The sequence below is a fragment of the Mucilaginibacter glaciei genome (genome assembly GCF_014773245.1).
GTDB classification, from domain to species: Bacteria; Bacteroidota; Bacteroidia; order Sphingobacteriales; family Sphingobacteriaceae; genus Mucilaginibacter; species Mucilaginibacter glaciei.
On sequence record NZ_JACWMX010000003.1, the window covers coordinates 231,514 to 252,303 of the forward strand.

Annotated in this window: 20 protein-coding genes; 15 read left to right on the plus strand and 5 right to left on the minus strand. The window is 43.6% G+C overall.

Features of this window, described 5'->3' with window-relative positions:
• The first annotated feature begins 15 nt into the window (after positions 1–15).
• The 6 genes from purH to rodA all read left to right on the plus strand — a co-directional run bounded on the left by purH (position 16) and on the right by rodA (position 7,530).
• Complete coding sequence (purH, locus tag IDJ76_RS08595; RefSeq protein WP_191162790.1) at positions 16–1,542, plus strand: bifunctional phosphoribosylaminoimidazolecarboxamide formyltransferase/IMP cyclohydrolase; 1,527 nt, start codon at positions 16–18, stop codon at positions 1,540–1,542.
• Between the two features lie 284 nt (positions 1,543–1,826).
• Positions 1,827–2,849, plus strand: a complete 1,023-nt coding sequence (locus IDJ76_RS08600) for a rod shape-determining protein (RefSeq protein WP_067054626.1) — start codon at positions 1,827–1,829, stop codon at positions 2,847–2,849.
• Positions 2,850–2,933: 84 nt separating this feature from the next.
• Positions 2,934–3,767 (plus strand): rod shape-determining protein MreC, encoded by an 834-nt coding sequence (mreC, locus tag IDJ76_RS08605; protein WP_191162792.1) that lies wholly within the window; start codon positions 2,934–2,936, stop codon positions 3,765–3,767.
• Entirely contained in the window at positions 3,760–4,278 is a 519-nt protein-coding gene (locus IDJ76_RS08610; protein WP_191162794.1) for a rod shape-determining protein MreD, read from the plus strand. The genes mreC and IDJ76_RS08610 overlap by 8 nt, the downstream gene beginning before the upstream one ends.
• Positions 4,275–6,269, plus strand: a complete 1,995-nt coding sequence (gene mrdA / locus IDJ76_RS08615) for a penicillin-binding protein 2 (protein ID WP_191162796.1) — start codon at positions 4,275–4,277, stop codon at positions 6,267–6,269. The genes IDJ76_RS08610 and mrdA overlap by 4 nt, the downstream gene beginning before the upstream one ends.
• Positions 6,262–7,530, plus strand: a complete 1,269-nt coding sequence (gene rodA, locus IDJ76_RS08620; RefSeq protein WP_191162798.1) for a rod shape-determining protein RodA — start codon at positions 6,262–6,264, stop codon at positions 7,528–7,530. The genes mrdA and rodA overlap by 8 nt, the downstream gene beginning before the upstream one ends.
• Here the strand turns inward: rodA and IDJ76_RS08625 are convergent.
• The gene (locus tag IDJ76_RS08625) at positions 7,521–8,543 is read right to left on the minus strand and encodes a hypothetical protein (RefSeq protein WP_191162800.1); all 1,023 of its coding nucleotides are present in this window, start codon (positions 8,541–8,543) and stop codon (positions 7,521–7,523) included. The two genes, rodA and IDJ76_RS08625, sit on opposite strands and share 10 nt — an antisense overlap.
• Before the next feature lie 78 nt (positions 8,544–8,621).
• Here IDJ76_RS08625 and IDJ76_RS08630 point away from each other — a divergent pair, with 78 nt between their 5' ends.
• The 3 genes from IDJ76_RS08630 (at position 8,622) to IDJ76_RS08640 (ending at position 10,098) form a co-directional block, all read left to right on the plus strand.
• Complete coding sequence (locus IDJ76_RS08630) at positions 8,622–9,203, plus strand: thymidine kinase (protein WP_191163161.1); 582 nt, start codon at positions 8,622–8,624, stop codon at positions 9,201–9,203.
• Positions 9,204–9,308: 105 nt separating this feature from the next.
• On the plus strand, positions 9,309–9,599 hold the full coding sequence (locus IDJ76_RS08635; RefSeq protein ID WP_191162803.1) for a putative quinol monooxygenase: 291 nt from the start codon (positions 9,309–9,311) through the stop codon (positions 9,597–9,599).
• A 130-nt stretch (positions 9,600–9,729) separates the two neighbouring features.
• The gene (locus tag IDJ76_RS08640) at positions 9,730–10,098 is read left to right on the plus strand and encodes a response regulator (protein ID WP_191162805.1); all 369 of its coding nucleotides are present in this window, start codon (positions 9,730–9,732) and stop codon (positions 10,096–10,098) included.
• Between the two features lie 99 nt (positions 10,099–10,197).
• Here the strand turns inward: IDJ76_RS08640 and IDJ76_RS08645 are convergent, their stop codons facing one another.
• Positions 10,198–12,378, minus strand: a complete 2,181-nt coding sequence (locus IDJ76_RS08645) for a TonB-dependent receptor family protein (RefSeq protein WP_191162807.1) — start codon at positions 12,376–12,378, stop codon at positions 10,198–10,200.
• A gap of 91 nt (positions 12,379–12,469) precedes the next feature.
• Positions 12,470–13,021: a hypothetical protein gene (locus tag IDJ76_RS08650; RefSeq protein ID WP_191162809.1), complete on the minus strand. Its 552-nt coding sequence runs from the start codon at positions 13,019–13,021 to the stop codon at positions 12,470–12,472.
• A 188-nt stretch (positions 13,022–13,209) separates the two neighbouring features.
• On the opposite strand from IDJ76_RS08650, the gene IDJ76_RS08655 reads away from it, so the two are divergent.
• From IDJ76_RS08655 to IDJ76_RS08665, 3 genes are all read left to right on the plus strand, one after another.
• A complete protein-coding gene (locus tag IDJ76_RS08655; protein ID WP_191162811.1) occupies positions 13,210–14,628 on the plus strand; it encodes an alkaline phosphatase family protein in 1,419 nt (472 codons plus the stop codon).
• A gap of 183 nt (positions 14,629–14,811) precedes the next feature.
• Complete coding sequence (locus tag IDJ76_RS08660) at positions 14,812–15,576, plus strand: phosphatidylinositol-specific phospholipase C/glycerophosphodiester phosphodiesterase family protein (protein ID WP_191162813.1); 765 nt, start codon at positions 14,812–14,814, stop codon at positions 15,574–15,576.
• 44 nt (positions 15,577–15,620) lie between these two features.
• The gene (locus tag IDJ76_RS08665; RefSeq protein WP_191162816.1) at positions 15,621–16,721 is read left to right on the plus strand and encodes a flippase-like domain-containing protein; all 1,101 of its coding nucleotides are present in this window, start codon (positions 15,621–15,623) and stop codon (positions 16,719–16,721) included.
• On the opposite strand, the gene IDJ76_RS08670 is transcribed toward IDJ76_RS08665, so the two are convergent.
• Together IDJ76_RS08670 and IDJ76_RS08675 are read right to left on the minus strand one after the other, a co-directional pair.
• On the minus strand, positions 16,714–16,899 hold the full coding sequence (locus IDJ76_RS08670; RefSeq protein WP_191162818.1) for a hypothetical protein: 186 nt from the start codon (positions 16,897–16,899) through the stop codon (positions 16,714–16,716). The two genes, IDJ76_RS08665 and IDJ76_RS08670, sit on opposite strands and share 8 nt — an antisense overlap.
• Positions 16,884–17,723, minus strand: coding sequence for a sensor histidine kinase (locus tag IDJ76_RS08675; RefSeq protein WP_191162820.1), 840 nt, complete (start codon positions 17,721–17,723; stop codon positions 16,884–16,886). The genes IDJ76_RS08670 and IDJ76_RS08675 overlap by 16 nt, the downstream gene beginning before the upstream one ends.
• Before the next feature lie 303 nt (positions 17,724–18,026).
• On the opposite strand from IDJ76_RS08675, the gene IDJ76_RS08680 reads away from it, so the two are divergent.
• The 3 genes from IDJ76_RS08680 to IDJ76_RS08690 all read left to right on the plus strand — a co-directional run bounded on the left by IDJ76_RS08680 (position 18,027) and on the right by IDJ76_RS08690 (position 20,750).
• Positions 18,027–18,635: a PAS domain-containing protein gene (locus tag IDJ76_RS08680; RefSeq protein ID WP_191162822.1), complete on the plus strand. Its 609-nt coding sequence runs from the start codon at positions 18,027–18,029 to the stop codon at positions 18,633–18,635.
• Positions 18,636–18,709: 74 nt separating this feature from the next.
• On the plus strand, positions 18,710–19,408 hold the full coding sequence (locus IDJ76_RS08685; protein ID WP_191162824.1) for a response regulator transcription factor: 699 nt from the start codon (positions 18,710–18,712) through the stop codon (positions 19,406–19,408).
• Positions 19,392–20,750, plus strand: coding sequence for a HAMP domain-containing sensor histidine kinase (locus tag IDJ76_RS08690; protein ID WP_191162826.1), 1,359 nt, complete (start codon positions 19,392–19,394; stop codon positions 20,748–20,750). The genes IDJ76_RS08685 and IDJ76_RS08690 overlap by 17 nt, the downstream gene beginning before the upstream one ends.
• Positions 20,751–20,790: the final 40 nt, after the last annotated feature.

A 20,790-nucleotide genomic window follows, 5' to 3' on the forward strand; every position in this document is an offset into this window, starting at 1 on the left:
AAAAACGCATCACAAATGAGCCATTCTGTTCAAATAAAAAATGCCCTTATTTCTGTTTATTACAAAGACAACCTGGAGCCGATCATACACGAGCTGAACCGCCTGGGTGTTAATATATATTCTACAGGTGGTACCGAAACTTTTATCCGAGATTTGGGTGTTAATGTGATTGCTGTTGAGGATCTTACCTCGTACCCGTCTATATTAGGTGGCCGGGTAAAAACCCTGCATCCAAAGGTGTTTGGCGGTATTTTATCACGACGTGGCCTGGAGAGCGACCAGCAGCAACTGGCGCAATACGAGATCCCGGAGATAGACCTGGTGATCGTTGATCTTTACCCGTTCGAAGAAACGGTAAACTCTGGCGCGGGTGCCGAAGATATCATCGAGAAGATAGATATTGGCGGTATCTCGTTGATCCGCGCAGCAGCTAAAAACTTTAAGGATGTGGTGATCCTGGCATCGAAGGATGATTATTCGGAATTAGAGCAGATCCTGAAATCACAGGAAGGTGCAACAACAATAGATCAACGTCGTCGTTTTGCTCAAAAGGCTTTCAATATCTCATCAAACTACGATACCCACATTTTTAACTACTTCGACCAGACCGAGCCGATGCCTGTTTTTAAACAAAGCATCCAAACCAGTCAGGTTTTACGTTACGGCGAAAACCCGCATCAAAAAGGCACCTTCTACGGTAACCTTGATGCGATGTTTAATAAACTGAACGGTAAAGAATTATCCTATAATAACCTTGTCGATGTTGACGCGGCTGTTGCCTTGATAGATGAATTTACCGAGCCTACAGTTGCTATCTTAAAACACACCAACGCCTGCGGTATCGCTTCGCGGTCATTCATTAAAGAAGCCTGGATAGATGCTTTAGCTTGCGACCCGGTTTCGGCTTTTGGCGGTGTCATCATAGCTAATGATGAAATAGATGCAGCTACAGCAACGGAGATTGACAAGATCTTTTACGAGGTGCTGATTGCGCCTGCTTACACAGACGAGGCGGTAAAGATCCTTTCTGCCAAAAAGAACCGCATAGTTTTGATCCGCCAGCCGGTAGAGTTGCCGTTAAAGCAATTTAAAACCTTGCTGAATGGTGTTATTGAGCAGGATAAAGACCTGGTGGTTGAAGGCCCTGCAAAAATGACATCGGTGACCGACAAACAAGCTACTGACAACGAATTGAAAGATCTTCACTTTGCCAACAAGGTTGTTAAACACACCAAATCAAACACTATTGTATTTGCCAAAAACAACCAGTTAATGGCGAGCGGCGTAGGCCAAACATCAAGGGTTGATTCTTTAAAGCAAGCTATTATCAAGGCCGAAAGTTTTGGTTTTGAACTTAAGGGAGCGGTTATGGCTTCTGATGCTTTCTTCCCGTTCCCTGATTGTGTAGAGATTGCTGCTGATGCCGGTATCAGCGCCGTTTTACAACCGGGCGGTTCAATAAAAGACCAGGATTCTATCAACAAGTGTAATGAAAAGGGTATTGCTATGGTAACCACAGGGGTACGCCATTTTAAACACTAAGGCATAGCGTGTTGTGGTAGGCGAATGGTGAATTGGAAAAGCAAAGGGGCTATCCAGTTATAACAAAATCATCAAAAAGAAATCACACTAATTCAATAAATTACACGAACTTACACCGAAGTATCACCGAATAAAAAAACCGGGTAAGGCACGAATTCCTAAAAATAGGAGTTATTAAAACTAACGGTTTTTAAACTCGCGGGAGTTGCACGCTGTTAACCGGTTCGAGAAAATTGGTAGTCACTATTATTATTAACTTTGCAAAATATTTGAAATAACGCCACATGGGTTTATTTAATTTTTTCACTCAAGAAATCGCTATTGATCTGGGTACCGCAAACACCCTTATCATACATAATGATAAAGTTGTTGTTGATGAGCCCTCTATTGTGGCCTTTGACCGTACAACCAACAAAGTAATTGCTATTGGCCGCCAGGCGATGCAGATGGAAGGTAAAACCCACGATAACATCCGTACCGTGCGCCCGTTAAAAGACGGTGTAATTGCCGATTTTAACGCTGCCGAGCTAATGATCCGCGGGATGATCAAGATGATCAATCAGGGTAAGGGCTGGTTTTTCCCTTCGCTGCGGATGGTTATCTGTATCCCATCAGGCATCACCGAGGTAGAGAAACGTGCCGTACGTGACAGCGCGGAAATTGCCGGCGCTAAAGAAGTTTACCTGATCTATGAACCAATGGCTGCTGCTGTAGGTATCGGTATTGACGTTGAGGAGCCTATGGGTAACATGATCATCGATATTGGTGGTGGTACTACCGAGATTGCGGTTATTGCGTTATCGGGTATTGTGTGCGACCAGTCTATCCGAGTAGCGGGAGATAACTTTGACTCCGACATTGTTCAGTACATCCGACGCCAGCACAACATTATGATTGGCGACCGTACTGCCGAAAAGATTAAGATAGAAGTAGGCGCTGCATTGCCGGAGCTGAGTGAGCCACCTGCCGATTTTGCCGTGCAGGGCCGCGATCTGATGACCGGTGTACCTAAGCAGATCACCGTATCTTATACCGAAATTGCACACTGCCTCGATAAATCAATCTCGAAAATTGAGGAAGCGATCCTGAAGGCCTTAGAGATTACCCCACCCGAGCTTTCTGCAGATATTTACCAGACAGGTATTTACCTTACAGGCGGTGGTGCGTTGCTGCGTGGTTTAGATAAGCGCGTTGCTGCTAAAACCAAACTACCGGTACACGTTGCCGAAGATCCGCTACGCGCCGTAGTACGTGGTACAGGTACCGCCCTTAAAAACATAGGTAACTTTAAATTCTTAATGCAATAATTTTTAAGAGATTAGAGGTCAGTGATTAGAGATTAGGTAAGCCCTTTCATCTAATCTCTGATCCCTAATCACTAATCTCTGACAATGCGTAACCTCCTGATATTTATCACTAAGTACAACGCATTCTTCCTGTTTCTCATTTTCGAGATCGCTTCCTTCATTATCTACATTAAGTACAATTCTTTTCAAAAGGCCAGCTTCATCAACAGTACCGCCGAAGTAACAGGCAACCTTTACGCACGTACCGATGAATTGAAGGGCTATCTTTCCCTGCGCGATGTAAATGATAACCTGGTCCGCGAAAATGCCCGGCTGCGCAACCAGCTAAAAACGTCGCTTTATTTAGATACTGCCGGTAAAAAAAGGGTTATCGACACCAATTACAAACAGCAATATGAGTATATAGCCGCCAAGGTGATCAATAACTCGGTAAACAAACGTAATAACTACATTACCATTGACAGGGGAAGCAATAACGGGATAGCCAAAGGCATGGGCGTAATTACTGACGCCGGAGTAGTAGGCAAAGTAGTTTTTGTTGGGCCGCATATGGCCATTGTACAATCCTTACTGCATAAAGATACCCGCTTTAGTGCCATGCTGGCTGCTCATAAAGAAATTGGCTACCTGGAATGGGGCGAGGATGTTGACCCGCACAAGGGTTTACTGATAGATGTATCAAACAATGCGCGGCCAAAAATTGGCGAGCAGGTGGTAACGTCAGACCTTTCACTGTTCCCTGCAGGCATCCCGTTGGGCAAGGTGAGTAAGCTAAATGCTAAAGGTGGCGGTTTTTTCCTGAATATGGAGGTTGCCCTTGCGGTAGATTTTAGTAAGCTGCAATATGTGTATGTGATAGTAAACAGGTTTGCCCAGGAGCAGGCGGGATTGGAGGCCCAAGAGAAAAAAGATGAGTAGAGTAATTATCATCAACCTCATCAGGTTTGTGCTGTTAGTATTCCTGCAGGTTTTTTTGTTGAAGAATATCGCACTTTATAATTTGAGTACGCCGTACCTGTATATCCTTTTTATACTACTGTTACCTTTCGAAATTCCCAACGTTTTGCTTTTTGCGCTGGCATTTATTTTGGGTTTAACAATTGATGCGTTTTATGATACACCGGGGCTGCATGCCGCCAGTTGCGTGCTGTTAGCTTTAGTACGTATTCTGTTCATTAGCGTAACTGTACAAAAAGACGGCTTTGATAACGAGCCCGAACCTACATTGAGTATAATGGGGTTCCGCTGGTTTTTTAGTTACGCGCTCATCCTCACCTTATTTCATCACTTTTTCTTATTCAACCTGGAAGTTTTTCGCTTTTCTGAGTTAGAATATACACTAACCCGCTTTTTATTGAGTTCAATATTTACCGTATTTTTAATGCTGGTGTCGGGCTTGTTATTTTTCAGAAAGAAAGAGCGTAAATGAACAATTTTTTTGAACGGCGATATGTGATCGCCGGCATCTTTATCACTTTTATATTACTGCTATTGGCCCGCCTGTTTTATATCCAGGTGGTTGATGACCGTTATGAGCTTTACGCCAGCCAAAACGTTGTACGCAAGTTTGTGCAATATCCCGCCCGTGGTTTTATATTGGATAGGAATGGGGTTGTGATGGTGCAAAATCAGCCTATTTATGATATTGTGGTAACCCCTAAACAGGTAAAGGCTTTTGATACAGTTGAGTTTTGCAAGCTTTTAGGGATAGATAAAGATGGTTACGATAAAAGGATGGCAAAAGCCGTTAAATATTCCCCGTATCGTGCTTCTGTTTTTGAAAAGCAGCTGTCTGCGCAGTTATATGCATCGTTTCAGGAAAGATTATCTGAATTCCCCGGCTTTATGCCCGTGCAAAGGATCATTCGTACTTACCCCGATTCAGCCGCAGCGCAGTTTCTGGGCTACATAGGCGAGGCGACCGACGCAATTATAAAAAGGTCGGGAGGTTATTACAGTCCCGGCGATTACGTCGGTATTACCGGTGTAGAACGTTCCTATGAAACCCTGCTGCGTGGCACACGCGGCATAGTTCGTTCCATGGTCGATTCCCGTAACAACGTAAAAGGAAAATATGCTGAGGGTATATATGATACAGTGGCAGTTGCCGGTGAACGGCTGGAATCATCATTAGACCTCAAGCTGCAAAAATTCGGCGAAGCGTTAATGAAAAACAAAGTAGGCAGTATCGTTGCAATCGACCCCAAAACCGGCGAGATATTAGCTTACGTGAGCAGCCCCACCTATGACCCAAATTTGCTGGTTGGCCGCGAGCGCGGAAATAATGCGGCGGCTTTATATAAAGATCCGTATCAGCCTTTCTTTGTTCGTCCGGTGCAGGCATACTATCCGCCGGGTTCGTCATTTAAACCATTAAGCGCGTTGATTGCGATGCAGGAGGGCGTAATAACTCCGCAAACAACATACAATTGCCCCGGATATTATGTAGCCGGTAACCGCCGTATTAAATGCTTCCACGGTGAGGTGCATGGTACTGTTGATTTGAGCAGGGCCGTGGCCGAATCATGCAACGGCTATTTTTTTATGGTTTTCGAAAAACTGGTAAATGGGGCCGGCGGACGAAAGACAGACACCTCATATACAAAATGGAGGGACAATGTGGCTAAGTTTGGTTTAGGAACCAGACTTGGTTTAGACATGCCAAACGAAGGCCGTGGATTACTGCCTAAAGCCTCGTTTTACGACAAGGTTTATCATAAAGGCGGCTGGCGTTACAGCACCGTCATATCCTTAGGTATCGGGCAGGGTGAATTATCGGCAACTCCTTTGCAATTGGCAAATATCGAGGCTACGATAGCCAATCACGGTTACTACTATAAACCGCATCTAATCCGCGCCATCGGCGATAAAAAGGTAATTAAACATGAGTACACAGTACGTAACTATGTAGGTGTAGATTCGCAATATTTTGAGCCGGTTATCAACGGAATGCAAAGCGTGGTTGACCATGGTACGGCTGTGGGGTCACGTATCCCCGGCATAGTTATGTGCGGAAAAACAGGTACGGCGCAGATTACGAATAAAGTAGATAATTCGGTATTTGTGGCATTTGCGCCGCGCGAAAATCCCAGAATAGCCATTGCGGTAATTGTAGAACACGCCGGCCAGGGTGCAACATGGGCTGCGCCTATTGCCAGTTTTATGGTAGAGAAATATTTGCGTGGCAGCATCAGCAAGCGCCCGACAGGTATCACGCCTGAGTATTACATGAACAGTAATTTGCTTCCCGCTATTACCCCAAAAACGCCGCCGGTTTCCAAAAAGCCTTCGGCAGATAGTTTGAAAAAGGCGGCTTCTTTAGATTCGTTAAAAAAGGTAAAGTTGAAATCGATACCGGTTAAACAACAAAATAGTTTAAAGGAAACGGCGATGTTGCCAAACAGGAGAAGCAATGAATAATCAGCGCAGTTTCTTTTTCAATGTAGACTGGGTAACTGTGTTGATATACCTGTGCCTTTGCACTATCGGCTGGTTTAATATCCATGCTGCGGTGTTTGATGATAATCATCCGAGTATTTTTGATTTTAGCACCAGCGCAGGGCACCAGTTCATTTTTATCATGTCGGGCTTGGTTATTGGCACATTTATTTTGCTGTTAGAGAGCCGCTTTCTTTCCGCATTATCGCCTGCGTTATATGTCGTAACTATTTTATTGCTTATACTGGTATTGGTTGTGGGCCGGGGTGTGGGTGGTAACCAGGCCTGGATAGATTTGGGTGGCGGTTTTAAGCTGCAACCATCGGAGTTTGCCAAGTTTGCTACCTGTTTGCTGCTGGCCCGTTATCTGAGTGCTACCAATGTGAAAGTTACCGATCCAAAATCATTCCTGATAGCAGGTGCCATTATTTTGCTGCCAATGGTATTGATAAAGATGCAGCCCGATGACGGATCGACCCTTGTGTTTTGCTCATTAATATTTGTATTGTACCGCGAAGGGCTATCGTCCTACTTTCTTATTATCGGTGGGTTATTGATCGCTTTATTTGTGAGTTCCCTGGTATTTAATGCAGCGTCGGTAGTAGCTGCGGTTGTGATCGCGGCAGTGCTGGTGGTGCTGATTGTTAAACGAAACCGCCCGCTTGTATTAAAGGTAATAATAGGTGCTTTAGTGGCCATAGGGTTTGTATTTGCAGTAAAACCGCTTTATAATAAAGGGCTTAAAAAGCACCAGCGCGATCGTATCGATATTGTATTGGGTTTGTCGCAGGATAAGAAACATGTGGGCTACAATCAAAACCAGGCTAAGATCGCTATCGGATCTGGGCGGGTTTGGGGTAAGGGCTATTTGCAGGGTACACAAACCAAGTACTCTTTCGTTCCTGCCCAAAGTACCGATTTTATTTTTTGCACGGTGGGCGAAGAGTGGGGTTTTGCCGGGTCTGTGGTAGTGATGGGGCTTTACCTTTTCCTGGTGTTGCGGATTATACATATAGCTGAGCGGCAGCGTGCGCCATTCTCCCGCATTTACGGCTATGGTGTAGCTTCTATTATTTTTTGCCACGTTATCATTAATATAGCAATGGCTATCGGGGTGATGCCGGTGATAGGTATCCCGCTGCCCTTTATAAGCTACGGTGGGTCGTCGCTGTGGAGTTTCACCATCCTGCTGTTCATCCTGCTCAAACTGGACTCGAACCGGATGGGGGTTATTTACGCGTAACGCCTTTTCAGCAAAGCATAAAATTTCTCGAACGCGATAGTTTTGGCCTCCCAGTTATTTTTGGTGACGTAGTTGGTGCGTAAAAAGCGGTCGGCCTCTTCAAAACTTTTAAAGCGGTTCACTATTTCAATAGCTTCGCTATATGATAATGGGTAGCCGTTAAAGAGCTCCTTAATAAATAACATTTTATCATTCAGGCTAATGGCAGCCTTCATATCGGCTATCGGTGCTTCGGCAGGCTGTGCAGCTTCGGCGGCAAATGATCTTTTGTCTTTTAACTGTGCAGCCATCCGCTGGTTAAGACTCAAAGGCTTTTCATCTTTGGCGGGTTCCGGCTCCGGCGCAGCTTCGGTCTTTGGCTGATTCTCTACCACCGGTTCCGGGTTGGTAGGGATGGGTTCTTCAGCTTCCGTCACTTGCTCTTCGGGTTTAATTATCGGCGCAAGGGTATTGGTTGGTTCCTCATTTAACTTTTCACTTTCAATTTCAAGTGTCTCTTCGTCCTCCTCCCAGGTTTCCGCATCATCCATTATTAATTCATGCCTAATGGTTTCAAGTTCTGCTTCGCGTTCAAATGCGTAGTTGTCGCCATTGGTGCTCAAATCTATCTGCGGGGTTGGTTCTTCTTTAACGGGTGGGATCAGTTCAAATTGAACAGGCTCTTTTGGGGCTGGCCTGGCTATTTCGGGCTTAAAGGGTGTACGCTCCACCACTTTTTGCTGTACTACGGGCTCGAAATATTTAGGCTCATCGGCAATTGATTTCTTTTCCTCAATGGCGGGGACAGGTACTGCTTTTTCGGTAAACAGGGGCAGCTCGGGTTGTTGTGCCTGCTTCAATAAATTTAGCTTACGCAATATTTCGGCATGGTCTTTTAAAAAGTGGGTGTTAGCAACAAAAAGCTCCAGTTCAAGGTCATTTAGGGTTTCTGCATTAGATTGCAGGTAGTCATATTGTTCTTGTAATTCTTTTATAATACCGCCTATCTTTTTGAATACTTCCGGCTGCTTCATGGCTCTATTTGTTAGGAAATTGCTAATCAAAAATACTATAAAATTCTGATATTAGCCGTTCACAAAAGTTTGAACACATTGTACACCGAAGAAATTTTTAAAAGGCGGAATGAGATTGGGGGGAGTATTGAAGTTATCTGCGGGTCAATGTTTTCCGGCAAAACAGAGGAGTTGATAAGGCGCGTTAACCGTGCCCGTATTGCCAAAGTTAATGTCGAAATTTTTAGTCCGGTGGCCGATACCCGCTATGATAAAAGTGCCCTGGTATCACATAACCTCAATTCAATCCCATCAAAAGCGGTGGATAGTGCATCGGCTATTTTGCCCCTTGCCGATCATATACAGGTGGTTGGGATTGATGAAGCTCAGTTTTTTGATGATGGGATACCCGGGGTTTGTATTGCCCTTGCTAACGCAGGTGTGCGGGTTATTGTTGCCGGGTTGGATATGGATTTTAAGGGCCGCCCTTTTTGCTGTATGCCGGAATTAATGGCTATAGCGGACTCGGTTACTAAACTGCATGCGGTTTGTGTTAAATGCGGGCAGCAGGCTATTTACTCTTACCGCTTAGTGCCCAATGAAAGCAAGATACTGTTGGGCGAAAAAGAAACTTACGAAGCCCGTTGCCGGAACTGCTTTAACCTCGACGGATCCATCTGATAGGTTCTCGAAGGCTGATACAGGCAGTTTGTATAAATAAAATTACAAACCACTTGTAAACAAAAAAATCATTTTGGCCGTTTAAACTATATAACTATCCAAAAGATGAGTGTGAGCCTACTTGCCTCGCTACAATGCAAAAAAGATGCAGTTGCGGCGTTTAACATCGAGTTGAAAAAGCTGATGGATGCTTCTAAAGCTGAGCCCGGTTGCATTGCGTACGATATCTACCAGTATAAAGATGAGTTTGTCCGTTTTGTGGTGGTTGATGAATGGACTGACGATGATGCCCTTTCTGCTCATATGGAAACCCCGCATTACAAATACTTCGTACATATTTTACCCGCACTTTTAGAACAGCAGGCCGACGTAAAGATACTTACACGGATTGTATAGCCCCTTTTTGCAGATAATGCACCTTCTGTTTAAACATTAATAGCGGTACAGTGTTATAGTATTAGTATATTAACGTGCTTATTACTTAATAGTAAGTTTAGATAAAATAAATACTTCGGCGGATTGCGTTATGGCTAATAAAAGAATTTTAGTTATTGAAGATGATAAAGACATAAGGGACACAGTTACTTATGCCCTTGAGCAGGAGGGGTATGATGTAATATCGTCAGACAATGCCCGAATCTTAAAGTCACTTGATCAACATAATCCCGACCTTATATTATTGGATAACTGGCTTACCGATTGGAAAAGCGACGCCAGCGGCCAGCAATTAAGCAAACAACTTAAATCAGACCCAAAAACCAGTCATATCCCGGTAGTTATTGTGTCAGCCGTGAGTAACATTGCCGAGATAGCAGAAGCGGGACAATCTGACGGCTACCTGAAGAAGCCATTTGATCTTGCCGACCTGTTCGAGGTGGTAAAGAAGCATCTGTAACAGGCCTGTTTTCAAAGAAATTTGATAAAAGACGAAGTCCAACTCTAAATAGGTTGCGCTTCGTCTTTTATAATCATCCAATTTGGATGCCGGTAAAACTTAAATCTTCATTCCCAAACCAATATTAAACGCGATGCCATCGGCAGGTAAAATGCCCGGCCCCGGGTACATGTTTATGCGGCGGGTAAAGTATTTGGCATTAAGCACATTGTTCAAATTAAAATTAACATGGTAAACTTTCAGGAAACGATAGTTACAAGCAAAATCAACTACATGATAGTCAGGTACTACCCCTGTGGCACCGGTTACATTAGCTACGGTGTTATTAGCATCGCTAAAATTTTTGCTTACAAAACTTACCAGCAAACTTGTTGTAACATGATTGTTTAAGTACGTAAGCCCGGTGCGGTTAGTCCAATCGGGTGTGCCTTCAATTTTGTGGCCAACCAGGCTGGCGTTTACGCCTGCATTATTAATAGCACCGCTGGTATACCGCCCATGTGTATAAGCCAAAGTATTAAACAAACGCAGGTCGCTGCCCGATGTTGGATTAAACGCACGGATAAGCGATAGTTCCGTATAAGCCTCAATACCTTTTGCAACTGCGTTACCTATATTTGTTAAATACAAGTGATTTGCATTTGCGCCATCTTTAATGGTAAGTGTGCCGGGCCTGTTACCGTAATAAACGTAAAAGGCATTTACATCAAAAGTTAAAAAGGTGTTGATATGCCCCCGGTAGCCCAGGTCAATGTCACAACCGCGGGTATCTTTAATGTTAGGATCAACAATGGTTAACTGGTCGGCGGGGGTAACGGCGGCGTAAAGGTACGGTCGGTAAGCCTGCGAAATATTACCATATAATTGGCTGCTGTTATTCACCTGGTATTGTAACCCGGTGCCAAATAGCGGGAATTTACGGGTAGCCTGATAATTTACCGGTACTGTACGGTTAACTATCACCCCTGTCAGATCCGTTTTGATCACCTCATACCGGGCACCCGGCGTAACAGAGAATTTAGGCGTTATCCGGAAAATGTTCTCTACAAAGGCCGCATAGTTAATGGTTTGCGCCCGCAGATCTATCCCATAATCCTTAGTGAGCGTCAGGTCAAAATCGGTTGCGGTTGTGCCCAACCCTTTTTGCTTACGTTTGGTTACACCATTAGAAAACCTAACTCCTGCGCTCAGGGTACTTTTCAGTTCGCCCAGTTTATAACTGTGTAACAAGCGTGCTTCGGTAGCAATACTGTGGTAGTAATCACGGTCGACCTGGCGCGGGTTAAAGGTTTTAAGCGCTGTATTCAGTGTATCGTTTATATTTGATGGTGCGATGAATTGTACACTGTTACGCTGCCCGATGATCATGTTGGTGTTGATCTCCAGTTTGGTATCGTTGCTGAAATCATAGTTGAAGACAATAGCCGGGATGTTGATCACCGGGTTAAAGAAGTTCCTGAACCGGTTAGATTGCCTGCTGCTAACCGCGTATTGCGCATCTGTTAGCCCACCTGCAATTTGCTGCACATAGTCACTTCGCGAAAACTGGAACGCGATACTCCCTTTAGTGTTGAATTGATATTTAATGTTGGCATAATAGGCGTGGGAATTGAACGCAGCATCGGGCCGCCAGCCATCACCGCTGCGCGCGCTGAAGTAGGCATAATAGCTAACCTTGCCTACCTTACCGCCAATGGCATTGTAAGAGTTAAAAAATCGGTTAGACCCTGCCGATTGCTCGGTTTCAAATCCAAATGCCTTTGTGCTGTCGCCTTCTTTAATTTTGAAGTTGTACATGCCGCCAAACTGTGGGCCGAATTGTAAAGCCGACGAGCCGCGCAGTATCTGCACCTGCTCTATCGCCTGGAAAGGTATGTTGTAATGGTTCTCCGGGTAGCCAAAAGCATCTGAATTGGTTGCATATCCGTTTTGGCGCATATTGGTTTCTATGGAGCGGTGCATGTCGGTACCGCGGGTACCGATGTTGATCTGTAAACCTGCACCGTCCATTTCCCAAACGTTGATGCCCGGCACTTGCGAAAAAAGGGTACGTGCTGTATTGCCAGCCAGGTTTGCTTTGCCGGGGTCGGTATAAATGATGTTGGTTTTTTTGCCTGCAAAAATATTGGTGCCAATTACATCGGGCAGGTGTTTGCTGCGCGATTCTTTAATAATGACACTATCCAGTTTTACGGTATCTTTTCTAATGGTTTGGGCTTGTATCTGTTGCGTGGCTGTTATCGTAATAGCAGCTATCAGCACGATATATAAATGTCTCATGTGAAATTTAATAATTTAGAAAAATAAGTTAAATACAATAGCGATTGCAAAGCCATAGGCCGTGCAGATAATTGTTCGCAATAAATAGGTATTAACTTAAATATTCCGGGGGCTGGCCGTCAACAGGGATGTATTGTTCGGTGATACCAGTGGCCAGGGGTTTGACAACTAACGGCGGCAGATTAATAAACGAAAGGAACCGGTATTCGATAACCGTATTGCGATAGTTATTATCTGCTCCACCTTTTTTAACCTGCGCGCTATTATCCTTATTATCCTGCGGGATATCGTTAATCTCTTTGGCGTAAATGATGTTGCTTTTGATCAGCTTAGTTTTCTCATAGTTAAGTACGCACATTACATACAGCGTATCCTTAGTGAATTTAAGCTTCACGTAATTGTAGCACGCCTCCTTAAATTGAATCTGGCCATTCACGTTTTTATAGTCGCTCCACTCATTAATGCCAGGCAGGTTTTGCTTCACCTTGATCTCGATAAGCGCGTTAGGGTTATACAGGTCTTTGCTGATCAATTCGTTCATGAACCTGTCAGATCTGTCCAGCGCGTAGAGGTGCAGCAGCATATATCCACCCAAATTAAAAAAGTGAATAATGAGTAAAACTATGGCTACGGCGCGTTTCAATAATAATGGTTCTAAACAATTGCAATGCTAATAAAAATCTCGCTTATCCCATCAAGAATTTTACAATATGACCCGACAGCTGGATAGGCCTGGAAAACTATTTATTTATTTAATTTACATTTGTAAACCCCCTGCTAAAACGCGTGCGTTAATGGCTTGCGTATTTTTTTACCTATTTTTTATTACGAATGCAAAGCAAAAAGCGAGTGCTGTTTTATTTAATAGACGGCGCTCACACCGAGGTATTACCTGAACTAATAGAACAGGGTTTATTACCTAATATAAAGCGAATTATAGATGAAGGGACGTACCGCAAGGCTACTACCTGTTTCCCGTCAACCACGGGGCCGGCTTACCTGCCATTTTTAACAGGGCACTTCCCTGGCACGATGGATATTACCGGCATCCGCTGGTTTGACAAAAAGGAGTTTAAGCGCACCCGGTTTAATAAGAATGCCATGCGCAGCTATTGCGGGCCTGAAGCCGCTTGGTTCAACAGCGATATGCCTGCTGATAAGCCAACGCTATTTGAGTTGATGGGCGAGTCATATAATCTGTATAACATGATCACCCGTAACGTGCCCGATGAATATGATCTGGGTAAAAAGGGCAAGGGATGGATGTATACCCGCGCGCACTTTAAACTGCGCCATCATCCGGTAGATATAGAGGGCCACCGCCGGATAATGGAACTGCTTAATACAGATAAGGATTTCGATTTCTTGTTCGCGGTGTTCCCGAGTGTGGATTGGGATTCGCATTACCACCACATTCGCGATGAGCGTACAATAGAAGCTTATAAAATTGTAGATAACAGCTTGGGCGAAGTGCGTGCCAAACTGGAAGAAAAAGGCTGGTGGGATGATACCCTTTTTGTAATGACATCAGACCATGGCTTAACCCCAACTACCAAACACCTGGATCTGGGCGACTGGATGACCAATAACGGATTAAAATCTGTTTACTACCCCGTGATATGGAAAAGTAACCCAAAATCGGCGGTCATGATATCGGGTAACTCCTTTGGGAGTATTCATTTACTCAACCATAATGGTGATGAAGTTTTACGTGAGCAGGGCATTCTGAATGCTATGGGAAACGATAAGCTGGAACTGCTGATAATGGAAGATGCTGTAGATTTTGCTATCTATCGTGGCAATGAAGAGCAAACTTTCATAGTTCATAATAAAAACGGAAAAGCGAAGATCTCTGTTTTAGACGATGTGTTCACATATGAGCCGCTCACTGCCGATGTTTTAAAATATGGTGGAAAAATAACCGCCACCGGCCACAGGGCTATTTTAGAATCTACATTTGATACCGATTACCCTGACGCTGTTTTCCAGATCTACCAATTGTTTCAAAGCCGCCGTGCAGGTGATATTGTAATTAGTGCAGCCGTGGGTCATGACCTGCGCAAGTTTTGGGAATATCCTGAGCATGTCGGCTCTCATGGGTCCTTGCATAAGCATCATATTCATGTTCCCCTCATCTATAACCAAAAGGGTTGGGCAGACCACGCCGCACGTACAGCAGACCTATTCAACACCATTCTTAAGTGGAAAGGAATTACCCCAAAATCGTCAGAAGGTGAGGCTTTGAATTAAGTATTTACGAACTACAGCTTTGTAAAGATTAGAATACAATTAAAATATGACAATTTAATGTTATTTTAATCTGGGTGTAATTTTTTTAAGTTAGATTTGGTTACCTGATCGATCAAACTATTTAAACTCACCCCAAGAATGGTAAAGTCTGCAAAGTGGTATATTTTAACGCTAACATTTTTAATGTTAGGCTTAGTTAATGCAAATGCTCAGGATGTTTTAACCAGTGCGTTCGCCCATAACGATTACAAGCATAAGCGCCCCTTGTATGATGCCCTTAATTATGGTATCGGCAATATCGAGGCTGATATCTTTCTGCATAAGGGTAACCTTACGGTAGCTCACTTCCTGCCGTATTTTCGTAAGGGTAAAACATTAGATAATTTATATCTCCAACCTTTATTCAACAGGTTTGCTGTTCAGGAGAGTATTTACGAGGGTTACACCAAACCTGTAATCCTGATGATTGATATTAAAACCGACGCTAATAAAACCTATTTAAAACTTGCCGAAGAACTGGATAAGTACAAAACTATTTTAACCAGTTATGATAATGGTGTAATTACAGAGCGGGCCGTTACTGTGATCATATCTGGCCATAAACCTTATGAGCTCATGGCCAGAGAAGGTGTACGTTACGCTTTTATAGATGATGATCTTAAGAAGTCGCAATCGGGTAATTTTATCAGCGATCTATGTTTAATGGCCAGCGCTAAGTATTCCAAGATCCTGAATTGGAATGGTAAGAAACCAATTACAACTATTCAAAAAGAAAAACTTTGTAATTTTGTTAACAATGCGCACATTGCAGGCGAAAAGGTGAGGCTTTGGGCCATCCCTCAAAAACCGGCAGTTTGGGCAACATTAAGGGCTTGCGGGGTTGATCTGATCAACTCTGATAACCTGGCAGGGATGAAAAAATTCTTCGCTGCAGAAGTTACCAGATAAAACGTGCACTGCCGGTAGTAATTAAGTTTCTACCAATAGTGTAAATGATAGCGTCTCCCGAACAAACGGCCGTAGCGGAACAAAAACAGGAAGTACAAAAAGTGTTTAACAAAAACATCATTATAAAAGGTGTTTTTTGGTTTGCACTTATCACGGTGATAACCATAGCCGGCATTTTCTTTTACACTAATACCGGCAGTACGCTCAACGCCTTATCCCACATTTCCTATAAATACATTGTCGTTTGCTTTGTAATGCTTGCCGCCGATTTAACGATGGGTGGCTGGCGTAACCATATCTACATTCGCAAGTTAAACCCCGAGGTATCTGCCTGGGTAAGTTTCAGGGCCAATGTAGCTAATATGTTTATGGGGGCGGTTACGCCTGCACATGGTGGCGCAGGGCCTGCACAAATTTATGTTTACACCAGCGCAGGAGTAACCTTTATAGATTCATTCGCCATTAATTTAATTAATCTTGGTGCTACCTTAATATTTATGCCATTGGCCGGCTTTGTAGCTATTATGATGATGGATACAACAGCTATCAGCGGTATCATTCCTGCTATGCTGCGCTATGGCTTCACTTTTTTCCTGATGTTTTTGCTGGCTTTTTTGCTGGCGTTCTGGAAACCGGTTTGGGTGGGTATCATCATCCGTAAAATTGCGGGTGGCCTGTCAAAACTTTTCCCTGATCGTAAAGCCAAACTCACCAAATGGGCCGATACGTCTTATGCCGGTATCCATAAATATCAGCAAACCTGCAGCGTGATCTTAAAACAAAACCCGTCGCTGTTTCCAACAAGTTTATTGATCACCACAATGCTTTACCTTAACAAATATTGCCTGCAATATGTGATTTTATTAGGGCTGGGTGTAAACGCCAGTTTAGTGCAGGTAATATCTATCCAGGTGCTTATTCAGTTTATGATCTACTTTGCGCCGAGCCCCGGCGGCAGCGGCTTCGCCGAGGTAGGGATTTCGGTATTGTTCGGCAAAATAGTGCCGTATGCACTGCTACCTGTGTTTACATTGCTGCAACGCTCATTTCTGCTGTTTTTCCCAGCTATGATAGGTGCTTATGTAGTTATAAATCTGTTACGTAAAGATTCAATGAAGAAAACTAAACGCGCCGTTGTTAAGTAAGTATCAGCGTTATCTGGATAGTGAATTTGTCGGCCGTGGCATCTGCATGAAAATCGTGCTGCTCATGATAAGTGTCTGTTAAACGTTTACGGATAGTGTTCAGGTCTACGCCCCCCGGTTCGCCATTTTGCTTTTTAAATATACTGTTGCTGCTGTAAATGATTAATTGGTTAGCCATTTGGGTAACCTTTCAACATAAGCATTTTCATGGAGGCCCAACCCCGAATGTTTGAAGGCATTCTCCAAAAGGGGTATCAATATCATGGGTTCTACCCGGCGGTTTTCGTCCTGCACATCAAATTCAATTTTTAAATTAAGCTTCCCTTTTTGTTGCAGCTTAAATAATTCCACATAGGTGTTCAGTGCGGTCTCTTCTTGCTTCAGGGTAACGCACTCGTTGCATTCATGAAGCAGGTAACGCAGTATGGAGGATAGCTTGAACAGGTAGTCGGGCCCCTGTTCAGACCGGCTCAGCGAGAGCGTGTAAATATTATTAACGGTATTCAGTAAAAAATGAGGCGACATTTGCGCCTTTAAAAAACTTAGCTGGTTTTGCAGTTTGATACGGTCTTCTTCATCTTTTTTCAATATTCGCCCGTAATTGGTGGCGGCTAAACGGGCTACAATGGCAAACGCCGCAACGGCGGCCTCAACCAATATGGCCAGCCCCAGGGTAACATGGTGCGGGTTGGTGCCCAGCCCGAAAAAGCGGGTCGAAGCAAATTCATGTTCTATCCAGATGCGAACGGGGGTGATCAGGCAAAACAAAAGCAGTAGGGCCGCGCCCGCCAGTTCGAATTTGCGTTTTTCGATAAAAAGCGGCGTGATTACACTGTAACAAATATAAAAATCTATCAGGTGGCAAATAAACAGCAGTACTATGCGGTTAAGCGCGGCGGGTACATCGGCACTGTAAATGGAAATAAACAGGATAACTGAAAATAATACAAACCAAAAAGCTAACTGGAGTATTACAGCAAAGGACTTAAAAGCAGTGGTCATACAGTTGAATTGTAATAGGGGATTTACGGATTCAGGACTACACCAATATTACAAAAAACATTGAAGATGAACAATTTATTGAGGGGACAAAACTGCGACTAAACTTTCTCAAGATTTTTAATTTGTATCCGAGCATTAAACTTTTTTACCTCTATTTGTTAATACGCTATCAAATCATGAGTATACCCTTAAACGTAATTATAACAGGCACTAAATCGAAACCCTCTTCCTTTCCGTTAGTTAGTCATAAAATCATATTCAACTCTCATATACTTAATTAATTAGAAGTTCTATTTTTACTTTATGAAGCGTTTTCGGCAAATAACTGGTTTTTTAGCCAATTCATCGGTTTTCTACACCATTGCAATCAACCTGGATAGCAAGTATGTGTTTGTTAGTAATAATTACAACCGCAATTTTGATCAGTCAAATGGTTCGCTATTAGGTAAGAACTTTTCGGTAACCCTGCATCCCGATGATATTCGCATTTGTGCAGAAGTCGGCATGAAGTGCTTAGCACAACCGGGGGAGCTTTTTCCGGCAACTTTGCGTAAGCATGACGGTAAAGGAGGGTTTGTTGTAACACAGTGGGAAATGAGCGCTTATTGCGATATTTCCGAACAGCCGGCGGGAATTTTTTGTATCGGTTATAACATTACTGAGTATATAGATACGCAGATAAAGTTGGAAGATGCAACTTTAGAGATAGTTGGTAAAAACGACCAGTTAAATGAAATTGGTTTTATCCAATCGCACGTTGTTCGTAAACCATTGGCAAATATTATTGGATTAGCAGATCTGCTGGAGGGAGCGGACATGAACAGCCAGGAAAAAAGTATAGTCGGGATGATGGTGTCCAGCGCCAAGGAACTCGATTTGATGATCAGAGATATATCTAACAAAATAGTGTAATGAGTATTAAGCTGTGTTGTTTGTGATTTTTTGGGCACAATAATTAATGTTAGTTTTATTATTATTAGCTTGATATGAAAGTATTGCTTATTGAGGATGAGCCGGGCCTGGTATCAGTGATCACACGTGGCCTTACAGTTGCCGGTATGGAGGTGAGCGTCGCCGCCGATGGCCTTATGGGCCTGGATATGGCACTGAACCACCAATTTGATATCATCCTGCTGGATATTATGCTGCCGGGGATGAATGGCGTACAAGTTTGTAAGGAAGTACGCAAACAAAACGATGTAGTACCTATTTTGATGCTAACAGCGCTGTCAAGCACCGAAAACATTGTTACCGGCCTCAACAGCGGCGCCGACGATTACCTGGCCAAACCCTTTCAATTTGCCGAGCTGGAGGCCCGCATCCGTACGCTGGTGCGCCGTAGCAAAGCAGCAAGTACACCCAAGAGTGTAGTAAGTATTGCCGGCCTAGAAGTTGATACCGTGTCAAAACTGGTTAAAAGAAACGGTAATGGCATTAGCTTAACTGCTACGGAATATAACCTGCTGGAGTATTTTGTAAAGAACCAGAACATGGTGCTATCCCGCATACAGATATTGGAAAATGTTTGGGATATTGATTTTAACATGGGTACCAACGTGGTAGATGTATATGTGAACTACCTGCGTAAAAAGGTTGATAACGGTTATGATACCAAATTGATCCACACGGTATTTGGTATGGGTTATATTTTTAAAGAAGACAAAGGGGATGAAATTACAAACTAAAATAACGCTGCTGTTTGTAGTTATATCAACCATTGGATTGGTACTGCTCAACGCTTCGATCTTTTACTTTGTATCTGAATTTAATTTTGAAGATTTTTTTAAACGGCTGGAGGCACGCGTTAATCTGGCTGCCGAGATCAGGATAAACCCCAATAAGGAATCTTTGGCCTATGAGCAGGTACGTACCCGCTACCTGGAGAAGCTGGCAAACGAAACAGAGTATATCATGAAGCTTGATACCAACAGAAAGCCGGTTTACAAGAAGGCAATTGACCTGCCCGATCAATTTTATGATAAGATACTTACCCAGCGCAAAGCCCGGTATACCGAGCAGAACCATTTTTATGCAGGAAGCCTGTTTAAGATAAAGGGGCAAAAATACATCGTGATAGTTGCTGCTACCGATCCTTACGGTTTTAAGGAATTGGAAGAGTTGAAAAAAGTGCTTTTGATTATTTTTGTGGTCTCCATCATTCTCACCTACGTGGCGGGAACCATTTTCTCCTACTATACCGTACAGCCGGTGAGGGGGATTATTAAACGGGTGAAAAACATTAGTGCCAACAACCTGCACATGCGGCTGGACGAGCTGAAAAGCAAGGATGAGATAGGCGAACTTGTACTCACTTTTAATAATATGCTTACCCGGTTAGAGACAGCTTTTGAAACACAGAACAACTTTGTCAGTAACGCGTCGCACGAGTTGCGTACTCCGCTTACCATTATCAGCGGTGAAACACAATTACTGCTAAAAGATGACCGCATAACTGACGAAGCCCGGGTATCGGCGAAAACGATACTTCAGGAAGCCGAAAAGCTGGGCCACATTTTAGCCAGTTTGCTTGGCTTGGCGCAAACCGGTTTTGACGGTAAAAAACAGGATTGGCAAAAGATCCGGGTGGATGAACTGGTGATTGAAGTGGCCGAATCTGCTAAGCGGATAGACCGCGACAGCGTGATAGACATTGATTTTGCCGCCCTGCCGGATAATGCCGCTCTTTTATACACGTACGGCAACAGTAACCTATTACAATTGGCATTGAGCAACATTGTGCTGAATGCATGTAAATATTCAGATAACCGGCCGGTCACGATAAAGCTATCAGCCGATGCATTTAACATTACCATCAATGTGGTCGATATGGGCATTGGTATCCCTGTTGACGAGCAGCAAAAGATTTTTGAACCATTTTTTCGTGCCTCCAACACAGGGCAATTTAAAGGGTATGGAATAGGCCTGCCGCTTACCCAAAACATCATCCGCCTGCACAAGGGTACCATATCTATAAGCAGCGAAGTGCAGGTAGGCACTCGTATGCAAGTAACATTGCCGGTGGCTTAATAACGCTTGTAACTCCATTTCGCGCAGAAGCCTTCTTAAC